The sequence below is a fragment of the Pseudomonas sp. NPDC087612 genome, assembly GCF_044743505.1.
GTDB lineage: Bacteria > Pseudomonadota > Gammaproteobacteria > Pseudomonadales > Pseudomonadaceae > Aquipseudomonas.
The window spans coordinates 275,539-292,887 of sequence record NZ_JBIUWO010000001.1; the positions used below are offsets into that span (position 1 = coordinate 275,539).

14 protein-coding genes are annotated in these 17,349 nt (G+C 64.6%); 10 read left to right on the forward strand and 4 right to left on the reverse strand.

Going from position 1 to position 17,349, the window contains the following annotated elements:
• Positions 1-133 precede the first annotated feature (133 nt).
• The 4 genes from ACIOVF_RS01130 to vasI all read right to left on the reverse strand — a co-directional run bounded on the left by ACIOVF_RS01130 (position 134) and on the right by vasI (position 7,245).
• A complete protein-coding gene (locus tag ACIOVF_RS01130) occupies positions 134-1,444 on the reverse strand; it encodes a coproporphyrinogen III oxidase (RefSeq protein ID WP_401286745.1) in 1,311 nt (436 codons plus the stop codon).
• A gap of 92 nt (positions 1,445-1,536) precedes the next feature.
• Entirely contained in the window at positions 1,537-5,145 is a 3,609-nt protein-coding gene (gene tssM / locus ACIOVF_RS01135) for a type VI secretion system membrane subunit TssM (RefSeq protein WP_401286748.1), read from the reverse strand.
• Between the two features lie 7 nt (positions 5,146-5,152).
• On the reverse strand, positions 5,153-6,583 hold the full coding sequence (gene tssA / locus ACIOVF_RS01140; protein WP_401286751.1) for a type VI secretion system protein TssA: 1,431 nt from the start codon (positions 6,581-6,583) through the stop codon (positions 5,153-5,155).
• Positions 6,571-7,245: a type VI secretion system-associated protein VasI gene (vasI, locus tag ACIOVF_RS01145; protein WP_249744425.1), complete on the reverse strand. Its 675-nt coding sequence runs from the start codon at positions 7,243-7,245 to the stop codon at positions 6,571-6,573. The genes tssA and vasI overlap by 13 nt, the downstream gene beginning before the upstream one ends.
• Before the next feature lie 298 nt (positions 7,246-7,543).
• Here vasI and tssB point away from each other — a divergent pair, with 298 nt between their 5' ends.
• From tssB to ACIOVF_RS01195, 10 genes are all read left to right on the forward strand, one after another.
• Positions 7,544-8,059 carry a type VI secretion system contractile sheath small subunit gene (gene tssB / locus ACIOVF_RS01150; RefSeq protein WP_045197973.1) on the forward strand — a complete coding sequence of 172 codons (516 nt, stop codon included), beginning with the start codon at positions 7,544-7,546 and terminating at the stop codon, positions 8,057-8,059.
• A 62-nt stretch (positions 8,060-8,121) separates the two neighbouring features.
• A complete protein-coding gene (tssC, locus tag ACIOVF_RS01155; RefSeq protein ID WP_401286756.1) occupies positions 8,122-9,600 on the forward strand; it encodes a type VI secretion system contractile sheath large subunit in 1,479 nt (492 codons plus the stop codon).
• Positions 9,601-10,017 carry a type VI secretion system baseplate subunit TssE gene (gene tssE, locus ACIOVF_RS01160; RefSeq protein ID WP_045197969.1) on the forward strand — a complete coding sequence of 139 codons (417 nt, stop codon included), beginning with the start codon at positions 9,601-9,603 and terminating at the stop codon, positions 10,015-10,017. It begins immediately after the preceding gene.
• Between the two features lie 7 nt (positions 10,018-10,024).
• Positions 10,025-11,791, forward strand: coding sequence for a type VI secretion system baseplate subunit TssF (tssF, locus tag ACIOVF_RS01165; protein WP_401286760.1), 1,767 nt, complete (start codon positions 10,025-10,027; stop codon positions 11,789-11,791).
• Positions 11,755-12,780, forward strand: a complete 1,026-nt coding sequence (gene tssG / locus ACIOVF_RS01170; protein ID WP_401286763.1) for a type VI secretion system baseplate subunit TssG — start codon at positions 11,755-11,757, stop codon at positions 12,778-12,780. The genes tssF and tssG overlap by 37 nt, the downstream gene beginning before the upstream one ends.
• Entirely contained in the window at positions 12,777-14,186 is a 1,410-nt protein-coding gene (tssJ, locus tag ACIOVF_RS01175; RefSeq protein ID WP_401286766.1) for a type VI secretion system lipoprotein TssJ, read from the forward strand. Before tssG ends, tssJ begins: the two co-directional genes overlap by 4 nt.
• 37 nt (positions 14,187-14,223) lie before the next feature.
• A complete protein-coding gene (gene tssK / locus ACIOVF_RS01180) occupies positions 14,224-15,570 on the forward strand; it encodes a type VI secretion system baseplate subunit TssK (RefSeq protein WP_401286769.1) in 1,347 nt (448 codons plus the stop codon).
• Complete coding sequence (gene icmH, locus ACIOVF_RS01185; RefSeq protein WP_093381832.1) at positions 15,563-16,369, forward strand: type IVB secretion system protein IcmH/DotU; 807 nt, start codon at positions 15,563-15,565, stop codon at positions 16,367-16,369. Before tssK ends, icmH begins: the two co-directional genes overlap by 8 nt.
• A gap of 120 nt (positions 16,370-16,489) precedes the next feature.
• Positions 16,490-17,002, forward strand: a complete 513-nt coding sequence (locus ACIOVF_RS01190) for an Hcp family type VI secretion system effector (protein WP_045197961.1) — start codon at positions 16,490-16,492, stop codon at positions 17,000-17,002.
• 75 nt (positions 17,003-17,077) lie between these two features.
• Positions 17,078-17,335: a PAAR domain-containing protein gene (locus tag ACIOVF_RS01195; RefSeq protein ID WP_093381831.1), complete on the forward strand. Its 258-nt coding sequence runs from the start codon at positions 17,078-17,080 to the stop codon at positions 17,333-17,335.
• Positions 17,336-17,349 lie beyond the last annotated feature (14 nt).

Sequence of the window (17,349 nt, forward strand, 5' to 3'; positions counted from 1 at the left end):
CCATGCCCCTCGCGGTTTGCCGGGCGCGGGCTCGGACATGGGCTGAAATCGGGGTAACAATGACCCTGCCAGGGTTGTTTCTACCCTGGTCATCCAGGGTATTTTCGACCCTCAAAAGAATAGTTGGCCAGGCTCAAAGACCGGCATCGTGATCGACCCATTGCTGCTGTTCGAACAGCTGGCAGATGGCATCCACGTTCACCCGCCCGGCGGGCAATATGCTGATGTGGCGCGCCGAGACCTCGACCAGCCCTGTCCGGCGCATGGCCTCCAGCTGGCGCCAGGCACTGGCGAAGTACTGGCGAAAATCCACGCCGTAGCGGGCCTCGATGGCCTGGATATCCAGCTCCAGGTCACAGGCCAGGCGCTCGCTAACGCCCTGGCGCAGTTGCTCATCGGCCTCGCAGCGCCAGCCGCGGCACGTAGGCAACTGATCGTTGCGCAACGGCTGAAGGTAGTGCGCCAGGGTCAGGGCGTTCTGCGCATAGAGCGCGTCGAACTGGCTGATCGCGCCCAGGCCCAGACCGACATGGTCGCAATAGCCGTGGCGGGTAAAGCCCTGGCAATTGCGCCGCAAACGCCCGCGTTCCTGGGCAATCGCCAGGTCGTCGTCGGCGCGCACGAACTGGCCCAGGCCGATGTGTTGGTAACCTGCAGCCAGCAACTGGGCAAAGCACAGGCGCCGCATCAGGGCTTTGTCCTGCTCGCTGCAGGGTGCCTGCCGGGCGCATTGGGCGTAGCGCGCCGGCGGCTGGCTGTAGTCGAAAACTTGCAGGCGGTCGGGCTCAAGCTCGATCAGGGTGGCAAGCTTGCGGGCAAAGCTGTCCGGGGTCTGCCAGGCATGGCCATAGCCCAGGTCAACACTCACTGAGCGAAAATCAAAGGTGCGCGCGGCATCGATCAGCGAATGGATCGGCGCCGGGTTCTGCCAGTCGGCAGCCGACAGCACGCCGCCCTGGCCACAATCGGGCACACCGATACTGACCTGGTTGAAACCCAGGTCGCGCAACAGCCCCATGGTCGCCCACCGGGTGTGGTGCAAATCGACTTCAACAGCGTAGTCACCCAGTTCGTGTGGCAAAAAACTGAAGCGTTGGCGCAGTTGCTCCATCAACCGCTGCAACACCTCAAGGCCTGGAGTGGCACCGCTCAAGCGGAACTGCTCGATGCTCTGGTCGGCCCCCAGGTGGCAGCCGACCAGGGCGATCTCCCGTTGCAGGCCGCGCAGGTAGGCGTCCTGCTCCAGCTCATCGAGCCCTCCCGCCAGTTGCACGCTTAGCGACAATGGCCGGTGCTGCTTGCGGCTCGCGCGCAGGGCGCGCAACACGTCCAGCGAACCGATGCCGGTGTGGAACCTGCGGGTATCGGCATGCCCGCCGGGCTCGCCCGGCCATTGCCCGTACGCGCTGACGGGTTGCGGGTGGCGATGGTGTAAATCAGGCATGGCGGGCTCCCAGGCGGGCTGCGGAGCCTCAGTGTCTGCCCTGAGCGGCGCGCAGGCCTTGATTTGCATCAAGCGCGGCGCGGGGCGCACGGCTATGACTCATCATCGACCGCCAGGCCGCGGCGCGCCTCGAGCAAGGTCCTGGGCAAGGCAAACCCGGCGAAACTGCGCTGGGTCACCGGGTTGTTGGCCTTCTGTACCTCGACCCGGTAGCGCATCAGGCCATCGGCGACGGCAAAGGTCAGATCGACGCTGGTGTCGGTGCGGCCGTTGAGCTGGGCGCGGCTGAGCAGGCGAAACAGCGACCAGGGCCCACGATAGCTGAGGCTGGCGGTGTTACCGCTGCTGTTCACCAGCGTCAGCTGGCTGGCACTGGCACTGCCCAGGTCATTGGGCCAGACCAGCCCGGTGCGCTGCGGCGCGCCATGGCGGTACGGGACCAGTTGGCCATCGATGCTCAGCAGGCTGCTCAGGCGACTGCTGCTCAAGGCCAGGGGTTCGATGCTCAATTGCACCGCCAGGTGGCCGCGGTTGTTGAAGAAGGTGTCACGGATGCGTTCGGCATGCTGCAGTTGCTCCAGCACATCGCTGCGCACCAGGTAGCCACCCAGGGCATCGGAGTACAGCGCGTCGAGGTTGTCCTTGAGGAATACGCTCAGGTACTGGTCCTGAAACTGCTGCAAGCGCCCCTTGGGGCCGAAGAAGCTCTCGAAGTCTTCCAGCGAGGCATCCTCGCCAGCAGGCCTGAACGGGTAACGATTGGCCAGGCGCTCATGGTAGAAACTGTAGACCTCGCTGTCCCAGCGCTTTTCCAGCTCGCCCAGGGCGGCGATCATCAACACCTGCGCGGTCTGGTCGGCAAGCTTTCTGGCCTGCTGGTTGAGCGGTTCGGGCAAGCCGGCGGCGATACGCTGCAGGTTGGCAATCGGGTCGGCGCCGCCCAGCGCGAAGCGCTGCAACACCGCTTTCAATGCGGCCTTGCCCGGGTCGGGGCTGTCGTGCACGGTCTTGGCGTAGTCGTACACCGCACTGACCGCACGCAGGGTTTCGTCATAGTAGGACGGCCGGTCAGCCTGGGCCGTGATCAACTCCGCCAGGCCGGAAAATGCCCGGCGGATCGCCACCGCCTGGGGCGGCCCATCCGTTGCCGTTTGCGCACCGGCTAACGGCTCAACTTCGGCCACCGGCAGCGACGCAAAGATCACCGTATTGTCGCGCAGGGTTTCCAGCAGGCGGCGCACCGGTGCGCCGGGCCCGGTTACCTGCTCAAGCACTGCCACGCCGTGGCCCAGGTCACGAAAATCGACGATCGAAACCTGGTTCAGTGCCCGGCGCCAGCTGTCCACATAGTCGGCGTGGTACAGGGCGCGAACGCGCTGGCCGAGCACCTCGCGGTCATGCTCGGAGTAATCCAGGCGCTGACGCTCGCCGAGTACCCATTGGTCGATCATTGCCAGCTCGATGAGGTTACGGCTACCCGACTCGAAGTAAGCCTTGTAGCCTTTGGCCGTGAGCAGCGGAGCCAGCAACAGGCTGTCGCCCTCACTGGCGGACGGCACCTGGTAGATGATGTCAAAGGCCGGGCCCACTTCGCTGCGCAGGTCCAGCGCCGGCTGCAGACGCGCCTGCGCCTGGCGCTTGAGAGCCAGATAAACCCGCTCGGCCATGGGCCGCTGACGCAAGGCCTGTTGCACCTGGGCGATTTTTTCGTGGTGCTGCGCCAGATCGGCGTCGGCGTACTTCAGCGCGTAGTCGAGGTGGCGCATCAGGTCGGCTTGCACCTGCCCCTGACCGGGGTAGGCGCGCTGCCATTGCCGAGCTGCCCACTGCTCGACAATGGCCGCCTGGCGATTGCCTCGATCTTCAATCATGCGGTACACGCGCAACGCCTGCAGTTGCTCGTCACTGCCGGTAGGCGCAGCAAAGACAGCTTCCAGGGCGCGGCTGGCGAGGGCCGGCAAAAAGCGCTTGGACAGCAGCTTGAGGTAGGCTTCGTCCACCGTCGGGCCAATCTTCTTGCCCTGGTACAGGCCCATGTCGGACAGCAGCGGCCAGGCCTGACGATAGTCGCCGTACACCGACACCGCGTCACGAATCTGGTCCAGCGGCGCCAAAAGATTACGGCCAGTGGTGTCGACCTTGGCATCGATATCCCGTGCACTGAACTCCTGGCTTTTGGCCAGGACGCTGGCCGCCTTGTCACGGTTCACGCTGAAGTACAGCTGCCACAGTCCCACCGCCAGCAAGCAGCCCAATGAAGCGACGGCAAACCCGGCAAGCAACAGCCGGCGCTTGCTGCGGGCGACCTTGATATTGTCGCCGGCCAGCCCCGCCTCCGGGTAGATGACGCGCTGGAACAGCTGCTGGGCGAAATAGACCACCTTGCCGCCGGCAGGCTTTACCTCGGCTGCCGGCGACGGCAGTTGATAGGATTTGCCGGCCTCGTCGACGAAGGCGTTGCTCAGCGTACCCTGCTGGTACACCGAGGAAAAGTACACCCCCCGTACCAGTGCCGGCGTGGTGAAGCAGTCACTGCCGAGCATCTCGGCGAAAAAACCCAGCAGTGCCGGACGCAGGCCGGATAACTGGCGCATCAGCGCCACCAGCCGCTGACGCTCGCTCAACGAATGGGCCTGGGCGCAACTGTCGAATACCTGCGCCCCCAGAAGCTCGACAAACCTGTCGTAACCGCTGGCCAGCTCTTGCTGCCAGGCATCGAAGTCGTCCACTGCCGCCAGGCTGAAGGTGAAGCCCAGCAATGCTTCACGCCCGCTCGGCGAAAGCCGGGCAAAGCACTCTTCGAAACCTTCCAGCAGGTCGACCTTGCTCAGGGTCACATACACCGGCAGGCGGGTGCCCAACTGCCGGGTCAGTTCATACAAGCGTGTGCGCAGCAAGTTCGCCTGGGCCTTGCGCTGCTCCGGCGCCTGGGTCAGCAAGCTTTGCAGGTCAATCACCAGCACCACGCCATTGAGGGCGCGACGGCTGCGGGTGCGGGCCAGCCAGTCGAGCAGATGCAGCCACAGCCGCTGGTGAGTACCGACGGGGAGCCCCTGCTGAACGCTGTCTTCGCCCTCGGCACTGGCTTCGTGGGGCAATGGCCCTTCAGGCTGGCTGAGCAGTTCGCCCGGCGGGTCGAACAGCACTGCCTCGTCCCCTATCCACCAGTCGATCGGGTACGCCAGATCGGGATCCTGCTGGGCGCTGGCGCCCGCGCGGGTGACCTGAGACAGGGCGAAGCTCTGGTTGGAGCGGGTAATCAGGCTGGTCTTGCCGGCATTCTGCGCCCCGAGCACCAGGTACCAGGGCAGTTGGTACAGCGAGCGGCGGCGCTCCATGTTGTTGAGCAGGTGATCGAGGCTGCGCGCCAGCGCCCGCTCCTGGGCCTGTACATGGGGCAGGCAGGGGTCGGCCTGGCGCGCCGCCTGCTGTTGGCGCTCGGCCTGAAACGCCTGGTATCGCCGGCGTACCCGCCAGGCCCAGGCCAGCAGCGGCGCTACCAGCACCACGACACTGGCCGCCACGCGCATGGGCAGTGGCGCCAGCGGTCGATGGTCATTCCAGACCCATTGTGGGCCCAGCCACCAGATTGCGCCCAGCACCAGCAGCACGCCCAGCATCACCAGCAACGTCAGTGACCGGTTAAACTGGCGCAGCATCGGCAGCCGCCAACGCTTGAGGTGACTCCAGACCCTATCCATATTTTCGCTACTCCTTGACTGCAGTGATCAGCGGGTCGGCGCCAGAGCGCTGTGCCACCTTCAGGTACAACTGTGGCTCCCAGCCCTGTGCGCTGGTCTCGCGCATTACCCGGGCAACGCCGGCATACAGATCGTCCGCCAGCCACGCCAGACCGCGGGCCGCCAACAGGTCGGCGGCAATCACCGTGGCATAGCAGCGCTGGCGTGGGGCCTGCTGCTCGGCTTGCAGTTCCTGCAAGCGCAACAGCACGACCTCGACGCCTTCGCGATCAAGCTGGGCAATCAGTTCGTCGCGCAGCCCGGCGAACTCCTGCACCGGGCTGTGCGCCGCCTCGGGCTGATCGGCGCCGCTGATCCAGGCCAGGGTCTGGGCATCGGCGAACGGCGTGCCGTCGCTGAAGCACAAGCTGGTCAAACCCGGTAAACGGCAGGCGAAGCGTTCGCAGGCCTGGCGAATGGCGCCCGCCACTTCGTCCATGGCCAGGCGCGAAGCCACGCTGGCCGCCAAAAAGCTGCCGCGCAACCAGTAGGGTGAGGCGCCAACACTGCGCTCGATGCGCATCAGCAACGCGGGCTCGACGTTGTTGGCGGCCAGGGCGTCGTGGTAGCTGTCGACGATATCCCGGGGCACCGCGCTGAGTTCGCTGCGCCGCTCGCGGGTGACCGACGGCGCGGTGCGCACAGGGGTCCACAAGGCGAAGCGCCGCAACTGATAGCCCACCGGGTCGTAGGGGTCCTGCTGGTTGATCTGTTCAGCCATGTTCAGCAAGGCCCGGCGCTGTTCACGCTCATTGCCCACCGGCGCCGTGCTTGCGAAGAACGCCGGGCTCAGGCCGGCATCGGCAGCTACCGCGCGACCTGCCGGGGCCGGCAGGCAGCGTTCGCGGTACTTGCCCAGTTGCAATTGCAGCGCTTCGATCGCTGCGGGCTCGAGCCGCGTGGTGTCGATGCCGTCCAGCAAGCTGGCCAGGGCCTGTTCGGCGTCGGTCTGGTGAACCTCGGCAAAGCTGCTACGCTGCAGGCTCGGCAGGGCCTGGCCGAGCCCCTCGAGCAGGCGCAGCACCTGCTTGCGCTTGTTCAGGTAGCCGGTCGGCCCTGGCACCGGGTGAGCACTGTCCCAGTAATGCTCGACCATGCCCGCCAGCAGCGTCAGGGCAGCGCTCCAGTGCCCCCACTCTGCGGTGCGCAGCCACACCACCTGCAGATGGCCGAGAATGCGCAGGTGCTTGCACTGAGTGGCAAGGTACTGACGCGAGGCTTCATCGATGTATGGCCAGTCGATAGTGTTCTCGCGCAGGCCGCCCAGCTTGACCATTTCCTGGTCGATGGCCTGGAAGGTTTCATCTTCCACATCAAAATAACCGGCGGGCCGGTCGGCCTCGATGGGCGCCAACAACTGCGTGAGAGCGCCGGCCGCAAGGTCGATCACCAGCGACATAGCTGGCGCTCCTGCTCGATCAGCTCACCCAAACCTTGCGCATCGAAAACCAGCCCGTCCAGTGCCGGGTAATCGCTTTTCACCCTCAGGCGCTGGCCGCCGCCCATGCGCCGCAGCAGGGCAATGGCTTGCAGCCCGCGCCCGGCGTCAACCACCAAACCGGCATCGTCGAGTACTTGCCACGGGTAGGCATCGGCCACCGGCTGGCCGTCCTTGAGCAGTTGCAGGCGGATACGGTTGGGCCCGGGCGGCTCATCCAGCACCAGTTGCACCCGGGAAATATTCGCCTCGCAGCTGATCGCAAGGTAAGGCCGCGGCGGCGCGACGCCCAGCGCCGGCGCGGAAATGATCATCCGCTGGCGGCTGTCATCATCGGCTTCGGGCCAGAGCGATGCGAGGAAGCGAAAGTCGTCCGCGGCGCGGCGCTGCTCATTGCGCTGCACCAGGTCGACGACAGCCGGTACCAGGCCTACCCGCGAAGCCGGGCTCGCCACCGGCGCCGGGCCCGGTGGCGTACCGGCGGCTTCGTCGAAACAGGCCAGGCGCTTGAGCGGCGAAACGATCGAGGTGCAGTCCGGCGCCGCCAGCGCACTGGCTGGCAGCAATACCGCTACGCACAGGCCCAGCCACCTGTATTGCCACTCCTTGCCCATAGCGCCCATCGCCACTCCTCAGCTGCAACTCATGCAAGTTTGCCGATAGTTGTTCAATCGAATAAAACGCATTTAAAGCATCGCTCAATTAAAAAATGAAATGCAAGCTGCAACAGGTAAAAAATCAGCAAATCGCCAAATACAGGAAGAGCAAGTAAGAAATATAAACACAGTCTTAAACGCAAATCAGAACATTGGCGAATTGTCCTACGCATTAATCAGAACATTTTAGGAAACATCCGACATGACAAAGGGTATTGGATCCATTCCTAATATAAATGACCTACAGCCTGAAATGGATATTCCCATGTCTAAAATGCACGGTTCCGTCGCCCCCAAAGAGCGCATCAATATCAAATATGTGCCCGCTACCGGTGATCAGCAGGCAGAAGTCGAACTGCCGCTGAAACTGCTGGTCACCGGGGATTTCCTGGGCCGCGGCGATACCTCTAGCCTCGAGGAGCGCCGCCCGGTGCGCATTGACAAGGACAGCTTCAACGCCGTGCTGGCCGAGGCTGAGGTGGGTTTGCAGATGGCAGTACCGTCAACACTGTGCGCCGACCGCGACAATGACCTGAACGTGCACCTGCACTTTCGCTCGATCAATGACTTCGGCCCGGATGCCATCGCCCGGCAAGTACCGGAGTTGAACAAACTGCTGCAACTTCGCGAAGCACTGGTCGCCCTTAAAGGGCCGATGGGTAATGTACCGGCCTTTCGCAAGCACTTGCAAAGCCTGCTCAGTGACGAAGCCACTCGCCAGCGCCTGGCCCAGGAACTCGACCTGGTACTGGATGCAACAAATACGGTTACCGACGCATAACAACCGCGTAACTAACACTGACTCCCCTGCCCTGCATCCCAGTTATGAACGGAGAACCCACCATGCCCAAGGAAAGCGCTGCAGCCCAGGTCCTGACGACCGATGAACACGCCTCGCTGCTCGATCAACTACTGGCCAACACCACGATCCGCCCTGCCCAGGAAGGCTACGCCATCGCCCGCCAGGGGGTGGCCGCCTACATCAGCGAGATCCTGCAAAGCGGTGATCACCAGCAACCGGTGAACAAACACCGGGTCGACCAGATGATCAGCGAAATCGACCAGGCCTTGAGCCGGCAAATCGACCAGATCCTCCACCAGCCGCAGTTCCAGCAACTGGAATCGGCCTGGCGCGGTTTGAAGCTGCTGGTCGATCGCACGGATTTTCGCGAGAACATCAAGCTCGAGGTGTTGCATATCACCAAGGAGGAGTTGCTCGACGACTTCGACAATGCCGGCGACATCACCCGCAGCGGCCTGTACAAGCACGTCTACAGCGCAGGCTTCGGCCAGTTCGGTGGCGAGCCGGTGGCAGCGATGATCGGCAACTACACCTTCGGCCCGTCGTCGCCGGATATCAAGTTGCTCGGCTACGTGGCAGCGGTTGGCGCCATGGCCCATGCGCCGTTCGTGATGGCCGCAGGGCCTGAGTTTTTCAACCTCAAGAGTTTCCAGGAGCTGGCCGCGGTCAAGGAAGTCAACGACATCTTCGAAGGCCCGGCGCATGCCAAATGGCGCGGCCTGCGGGACATGGAAGACGCCAAGTACCTGGCCGCGACCCTGCCGCGCTTTTTGTTGCGCTCGCCCTGGCACAGCACCGAGAACCCGATTCGCAGCTTCTGCTACGACGAGGGCATCGACGCCAATCACGATCACTACCTGTGGGGCAACACGGCGTTTTTAATGGCTTCGCGCATCACCGAAAGCTTTGCCCGCTACCGCTGGTGCCCGAACATCATCGGCCCACAATCGGGCGGTGCGGTCGATGACCTGCCGGTGCACCTGTTCGAAGCCATGGGCCAGTTGCAGGCCAAGATCCCCACCGAAGTGCTGATTTCCGATCGCAAGGAATTCGAGCTGTCCGAAGCCGGCTTCATCCCCCTGACCATGCGCAAGGACAGCGACAACGCGGCGTTCTTTTCGGCCAACTCGGTGCAAAAACCCAAGACCTTCCCCAAGACCCGCGAAGGCCAGCAAGCGCAGACCAACTACAAGCTGGGCACCCAGCTGCCCTACCTGTTCATCGTCAATCGCCTGGCCCATTACATCAAGGTGCTGCAACGCGAGCAGATCGGCAGCTGGAAGGAGCGCCAGGACGTCGAGCGCGAACTGACCACCTGGCTCAAGCAATACGTTGCCGACCAGGACAACCCGTCCGCCGACGTACGCAGCCGCCGCCCCCTGCGCGCCGCGCAGATCGAAGTCCAGGAGGTGGCCGGCAACCCGGGCTGGTACCAGGTCTCGCTGGCGGTGCGCCCGCACTTCAAGTACATGGGCGCCAACTTCGAGATCTCGCTGGTTGGCCGCCTGGACACCCAGTAGATGAGCGTCAACAGCCTGTTCGAGCGCCTCGAGCCCGACGCCCCGCACTACCGCCCGGGCACGGCGCAGAGCCAGGCCCGGCAGGCGATCGAAGCGATCAAGCGGCACCTTGAACAGGTGCTCAACGCCCGCCAGGGCTGCTCGCAAAGCAGCCCTGAACTGGGCCTGCGCGATTTCAACGGTGCCGCCCAGGGCAGCAACGACCTGCTGATCGCCATCAGCGCCGACATTCGCCGCTCGGTCGAGGCATTCGAGCCGCGGATCAAGGTCACCGGTGTGCGTTATCAGCCTGACCCGGACCTGCCGCTGGAGCTCAACTTTCGCCTCGACTGCCAGGTACGGCTCGAGCACAGGGAAGAACAGGTGCAACTGCAAGTGGCCATCCATGGCCGCGACGGCTACACCCGGGTGAAGTGAGAAGACCATGAGCTTGAAACAACGCTTTGCCGATGAACTGCGTTACCTGCGCGAGCTGGGCCGCGAGTTTGCCGAAGACAACCCGCAACTGGCGCAGTTTCTCGGCGACCAGGCCGGCGACCCGGACGTCGAGCGCCTGCTGGAAGGCTTCGCCTTTCTCACCGCCAAGCTGGGCATGAAGATCGACGACGACCTGCCCGAGCTGACCCATCCGTTGCTGCAGATGCTCTGGCCCAACTACCTGCGCCCACTGCCCAGCGCCACCATCGTGCGCTTCGAGCCGCGGCCTGACGCGATCACCCGGCGCAAAGTGCTGCCCAAGGGCACGCGGTTGTTCGCCAAGCCCGTGGATGGTGTGTCGTGCGAGTTTCGCACCTGTACCGAAGTCAGCCTGTTCCCCCTGGCCATGCAAGAGGTCAGTGATGCGCACAGCCGCGAGACCTCAATGCTGCGCATCGATCTCAAGGTGCTGACCCCGCAACCGCTCAACAGCCTGGAGTGCGAGCAACTGGATTTTCACCTCAGCGGTGACGACGCCACGGCCCAGACCCTGTACCTGTGGATTGCCCACTACCTGAAACGCCTGACCCTGCAGATCGATGGCAACACCTACGGACTGTCGGCCGAGAACATCGGCTTTCCCGGGTTCAGCGCCGAAGAGGCGCTGCTGCCCTACCCGCGCAATGTCTTCGACGGCTACCGGATATTGCAGGAGTACTTCGTCTTCCCCCAGCGTTTTCACTTCTTCAGCCTCACTGGCCTTGCCCGGGTATGGCCGGCGCTGAGCTGCGGGCAGATTCGCTTCGAGTTCGAATTCTCCCGGCCCATGCCGGCCAACATGCGCCTGTGCACCCGCGACCTGCAGCTGTACTGCGCACCGGCGGTCAACCTGTTCAGCCACGATGCCGAGCCCATTGCCCTCGACGGACGCCAGCTGGAGCGGCGTATCCGGCCTGCGGGCAAGCACCCTGAAGCGTACGAGGTATTCAGCGTCGACCGGGTGGCCGGCTGGGATGCCAGCGACAAGGAACGCCAGGGCGAGCCGCTTCGCACCTTCACCCCTTTCGAGTCGTTCCAGCACGAGATCGAACTCGCCCGCGGGCGCACCGCCCTGTACTTTCGCACCCACATCGAAGAATCCCATGGCCGTGATGGCCTGATCCATCGCATCGCCTTTGTCCGCGGCGACGAGAGCCTGTACATCGGCGAGCGCGAAACCGCCTCGATCGAGCTGACCTGCAGCAACCGCGACCTGCCCCAGGCCCTGGGGGTCGGCGATCTGTCGTTGTCGACCGAGGCGACGCCTTCGTTCGCCACCTATACCAACCTGATCGCGCCGACCCGCGCCTACCGGCCGGTACTCGACAGCAGCCTGCACTGGACGCTGATTTCCAACCTGTCGCTCAACTACCTGTCGCTGCTGTCGGCCGAGCCGCTCAAGGCGGTGATTCGCGCCTACGACTTTGCCGCCCTGCATGACCTGCAGCAGGCCCGGGCCACACGCAAGCGCCTCAATGGCATTGGAAAGGCCCAGACCTGCGCGGTCGACTGGCTGATGAAGGGCCTGCCGGTGCGCGGCCTGCAGACCTGCCTGCACCTGGACCAGCAGGCCTTTCTCTGCGAGGGCGACCTGTACCTGTTCGCCAGCGTGTTGTCACGCTTCTTTGCCCTCTACGCCAGCATCAATTCCTTCCATCGCCTGGAAGTGATCAACACCACCAACAACGAGCACTATGAATGGCCACTGTTGACCGGCAGGCAACCCCTGATCTAGCCCAAGCGCTGCTGGCCGACGCCCGCAACTATTCGTTCCATCGCCTGCTCGAGCACCTGCACGCCCTGCACGGCGACGACCTCGAAGCACTGCCTGCGGCCCTGGCCACGCGCCGCCGGGTTCGCCTGCAGAGCCAGGCCAGCCTCGGCTTTCCGGCGTCCGACGTAACCCAGGCGGGCGTGCTGGCCGACGACGGCAGCGGTAACCAGCGTTATCGGATGCAGACCAGCTTCTTCGGCCTGCAGGGCAGCGACTCGCCCCTGCCCGCCTACTACCTCGACCGCCTGGCTTACGAGCAGGCCCAGGAGCGCGGGATTCGCCCGGCATTCCTGGACTTTTTCAATCATCGCCTGCTGACCCTGCTGCACCAGAGCTGGCGCAAGTACCGCTACTACATCCGCTTCCAGCCCGGGGCCCGCGACCGTTTTTCGCGTTATGTGTTTTCTCTGATCGGCCTGAACGACAACGACCTGCGCGGTGCTACGCCCTTGCCCTGGGGCCGCCTGCTGAGCTTTGCCGGGCTGATCGCCAGCCGCAGCCGGCCGCCGTCGATGGTGTCCGGCATCGTCGAGCATTGCTTCGATGTACAGGGCGTCTACCTACGTGAGTTCGAACGGCGCACCGTGCCCGTGCCCTCGCGCCAGCGCCTGGTGCTGGGCGAGCGCAACGGCCAGCTGGGCAACAGCTTCGTGGTTGGCGAGCGCACCCGGACCCGCGCCAGCAAGTTCACCCTGGTGATCCCCAACCTGTCCCAGGCGCGCTTTCGCCAGTTTCTGCCCAGTGGTACGCAGTTCGCCCGCCTGCGCCAGTTGCTGGAGTTTCTGCTGCGCGACGTGACCGCCTACGATCTGGAGCTGCACCTGTGCGCAGAGGACGTACCGCCGTTCAACCTGCAGCGCCAGGGCGGTACCCACCTGGGCTGGACCAGCTTCATCGAGAACCAGCAACAGCGCCACCCTGCCGTGGTACGGATCAGGGGGCGCGCATGAAGCTGACCCTGGTGATCGCTAATCCGGCGCAGCTGCTGCATGGCTGCCTGCCCAGCCGGGGCATGGATTACCGCGGCGGCCTGATCGGCAGCCACGGCTGCGACTGGCTGCTGCGTGACCGCTCTGGCCGCGTGCGCCCGCAGCACTGCCGGATCCACTGGCATGAAGGCCGCTTCTGTGTCACCGACCTGTGCGACGGCACTTACCTCAATGGCCATGACCTGCCCCTGGGCCGCGGCGCCACCGTTCGCCTGAACGAAGGCGACTGGCTTAAGGTCGGTGTCTACCGGATCGTCGTGCACCTGCACAGCGCTGCCTGTACCGACGATGACCCACGCCACCTGAGCCAGCGTTCGCTGGCCGAGCTGCTCAGCGGGCACGAGGACGGCCTGGAGGACTGGCACGCCAATACCCGCCCGCTGCAGCCAGCGCCTGTGCCTGCCCCGGCCTTGTGCGCGGATTTCGATCGCCTGTGCCGGCCACTGGATCCGCGCGAACAGCACGACCCGTTGCTGGGCCTGGGCGCACCGCCGTCGATACCGCTGGCAACAGCCCATCGCCAGCCCGCACCCAACCACCGCCACCCGCCTGTTGCGCGTGGCAGGAAACACCCGGCAGCGACCAGCTCACTGCGCCTGGGACTGTTGCTGCTGGCAGCCCTGACCCTCGGCGGCTGCACACTGCTGGGCAAGCTCGGCCAGGTGATCGTCGACCCTTCGACGCCGGTGGGCGGGCCCGGTGATCAACCCAGCCAGTACTCGCTGAGCCTGCACGCCAGCGATGACGTCAACCGCCGCCTGGTCAACCCCGGCAACGCGCCAATGGCCGCCGAACACCCCGCCGAGGCGCCCTACCGCCTGGACATCAAGGCCAGCAGCCCCCAGGCCCTGGCAGACAAGCTGCAAGCGGTGCTCGAGCATCTGTACGAAAACGCCCCGGCGCAATCACCCGTGCGTGAAGAACCTGCGCCTGAACCCCAGGCGTCCTGGGTCGAGGAGTCACCCCTGGGCGATTACCAGGCTGCCGGCGTCCACCTGGCTACCTCGGCACAGCACCTTGCCCCGCAACTGATTGCCACGCCGGTGGCGTTCAGGGTCCTGCAACTGAGCGACGACTCGTTGCTGATCAGCGCCAGTGCCCAAGCCCTGGCGCTCGACCTGAAACACGCCCTGGGCAGCACCTATATCCGCGTCGACGACTACCTGTTGCGGCCCGGCCAGTTCAAGTTCATCGACCCACAGCCCCTTGATGAGCAGACGCGCTTCGTCGCGGTGATCGCCGACTACCACAACGAGGAGGTCAGCCAGTGGAAGCAGCTGCTGCGCGTCGAACCCAAGGGCCGGCGCTACGCGCTGCTGGTCGAGCTTGGCCAGGCGCAAGTCGAGCTCAAGGGTGAAACCCGATGACGCCAGCTTGCGCCCCTTACCTTCAGAGAGCCCGACAATGAGTTCACGCCACCCGGTCATTTGGCACGAGGGTTTGTTCGTCAAACCCCAGCACTTCCAGCAACAGGCACGCGCTATGGAGGCCGCCGCGCAACAGCGGGTCGAGAGCCTCAACCCGGCGCCGTACGGCTTCAGCGAGCTGGAGCTGAACAACGAGTTCCTCAATTTTGCCAAGGTGGCGATCAATCGTGCGCGGGGCATCCTGCCTGACGGCAGCGTCTTCGACATCCCCGGCGACCTGGCCCCGCCGGCGCCACTGGAAATCAGCGACAGCGGCCTGGTCAACCAGGTGGTCTACCTGACGCTGCCGCTCAAATCCGCCGGAGGACTGGAGGTGCGCTGGCCCGAGCAGTACGCCAACAGCCGCTACATCGCCCAGCGCAAGCCGGTGCATGACATCCACAGCGAAAGCGGCGACCAGGTGGAAATGAACCTGGCGGTCCCCAACCTGCAACTGATGCTCGAACGCGATGACCGCAGCGCCTTCACCAGCATTGCCGTGGGCAGGATCCACGACAAGCGCCCCGACGGCAGCCTGGTGATGGACGAGCAGTTCTATCCCACCAGCCTGTCATTGCAGGCGGTGCCGGCGCTGCAGCGCTACCTGGGCGAAATCACCGGGCTGATGCGTGAACGGGCGCGCAACCTGGCCGAACGCATCGGCTCGCCCGGGCAGTCCGGGGTGGCCGACGTCACCGACTTCAACCTGCTGCAAACCCTCAACCGCTGGTACCCGCTGTTCCAGCACCTGAACCGGCAACGCCACATCCACCCCGAACGCCTGTACATCACCTTTGCCCAGGCCTGCGGCGAGCTGGTGACCTTCACCGATGAGAGCCACCTGCCCGAGGAATGCCCGGCCTATCAGCACGACAGCCTGCACCAGTGCTTCAAGCCCCTGGAGCTTACCCTGCGCCGGGCCCTGGGCACGGTGCTGCAACCACGGGCGGTATCGCTACCGATCGAAACCCTGGAGTACGGCGTCATGAGCGCCGCACTGGGCGACAAGCGCCTGCTGGACAACGCCGAGTTCATTCTGGCGGTACGCGCCAACCTGCCGCTGGAGACCTTGCGCCAGCAGTTGCCGCGGCAGATCAAGATCAGTTCCAGCGAAACCCTGGGCCGGCTGATCAGCCTGCAACTGCCGGGCATCCCCTTGATCCCCCTGCCGGTGGCGCCACGCCACCTGCCGTTCCACGCCGGCTTCAGCTACTTCGAACTCGACCGCCACGACCCGGCCTGGCAAAGCCTGCACAGCGCCAGCGGCTTTGGCTTACACATCGCCGGTGACTTCCCTGAGCTTGAGCTGCAGCTGTGGGCCATCAGGAGTGAAAAAGATGCGTGATGCCAGCCAGGAGCCGAGCAATCAAGAGCTCCACTTTGACGCGGTGCCGCACAAAACCGGCAACCCCGCCGGCGCTCCCGGGCCGCTGCGCTGCGACCCGCAGTTCGACTTGCGCGGGCTGTCGTGGAACCCCCTCTGTGATGCCGCCATGCCGCTGATCGGGCTGGTCCTGCGCCTGCATAGCCTGGACGCGCACGATGAGGTGCTGGCCTTGCGCCAGAGCATTCACAACCAGATCGTCACGGTAATGGAAGAAGTCGCCCAGCTCGACTACCAACCCAGCACCCTCAAGGCCTACTCCTACAGCCTCTGCCTGCTGGTGGATGAAGTGGTCATGAGCAGCGCCTGGGGCTTTCATGGCGAGTGGCGACAGCAGCCGTTGCTCAGTGCCTTGCACCATGAATCCTGGGGCGGCGAAAAGTTCTTCACCCTGCTGGCGCGCATGTCCAGCGAAGCGGCCAAGTACCAGCACGTCCTGGAGTTCATGTACCTGTGCCTGTGCGTGGGCCTCAAGGGCAAGTACGGCAAGCAGGCCAACGGTGAGGTCGAGGTGCAGAAGATCATCACCCAGTTGCACGGCGTGCTGCGCCCGCTCAGGGGCGAAACGCCCACGCAGTTGACCGAGCCGCTGCGCAACATTGCCCCACGCAATTACCGGCTCAAGCGCAGCTTGCCGCTGTGGACACCCTGGGCCCTGGCCGCCGTGGTCCTGGTGGGCGCCTACAGCGCCTACGCCCTGCGCCTGAACAGCATCAGCGAACAGGTGCTGGTGTCGCTGGAACGGATTCTCAGCCTTTGAACGATTTTCAGCGCGCCCCCGGGCGCCTGCAAAGCCTGGCCCATCGGGCCAACACACTCACCGTCATGGCGACGGTGGCGACCTGCGGGTCGTTCAATCGAACGCGACACGGAGCATGTCATGCCAACACCTGCCTACATCAGCATCCACGGCCAGAACCAGGGCCACATCACCAAGGGCGCCTTCACCGCCGACTCAGTCGGCAACGTCTATGTCGAAGGCCATGAGGACGAGATCCTCGCCCAGGAAATCGATCACCAGATCACCACCCCGACCGACCCGCAGAGCGGCCAGCCATCAGGCCAGCGGGTGCACAAGCCACTGATCTTCACCAGCGCCCTGAGCAAGGCCTCGCCGATGCTCTACCAGGCCCTGGCCACCGGCGAAATGCTGCCGACTGTCGAGGTGAAGTGGTTTCGGACCTCGGTAGACGGCAAGCAGGAGCACTTCTTCACCACCAAGCTGGAAGACGCCACCGTGGTCGACATCCACACCGTGCTGCCCCATGCCCAGGACAGCGACAACGCCAACTACACCCAGCTGATCAAGACCAGCCTGGCCTACCGCAAGGTCAGCTGGAGCCATGAAGTGGCCGGCACCGAGGCCTCTGACGACTGGCGCAAACCGGCCTAACCGCTGCGCCCGTACCGTTGCGCCACGGCTCGCCTGTGGCGCACCCCTTTCCTGCTGCACCGATCAGGAGGCGATATGCCTGCCATCGTACTGCTTGGCCACAACCATCACTGCCCCACCTGCGGCCCGACCACGGTCGACAGTGGCGCCGACAGCTTCACCGTCAACGGCCGCGCCATTGCCCGGGTTGGTGACACCCTCGGCTGCGGCGCCAGCATCACCAGCGGCTCGTCGTCGATGACCATTGGCGGCCATTCTGTGGCCCGGGTCGGCGATACCACCGACCACGGCGGCACCCTGGAAAACGGCGACGCCAGCTGGCTGGTCGACTGACCCTACAAGGAGCC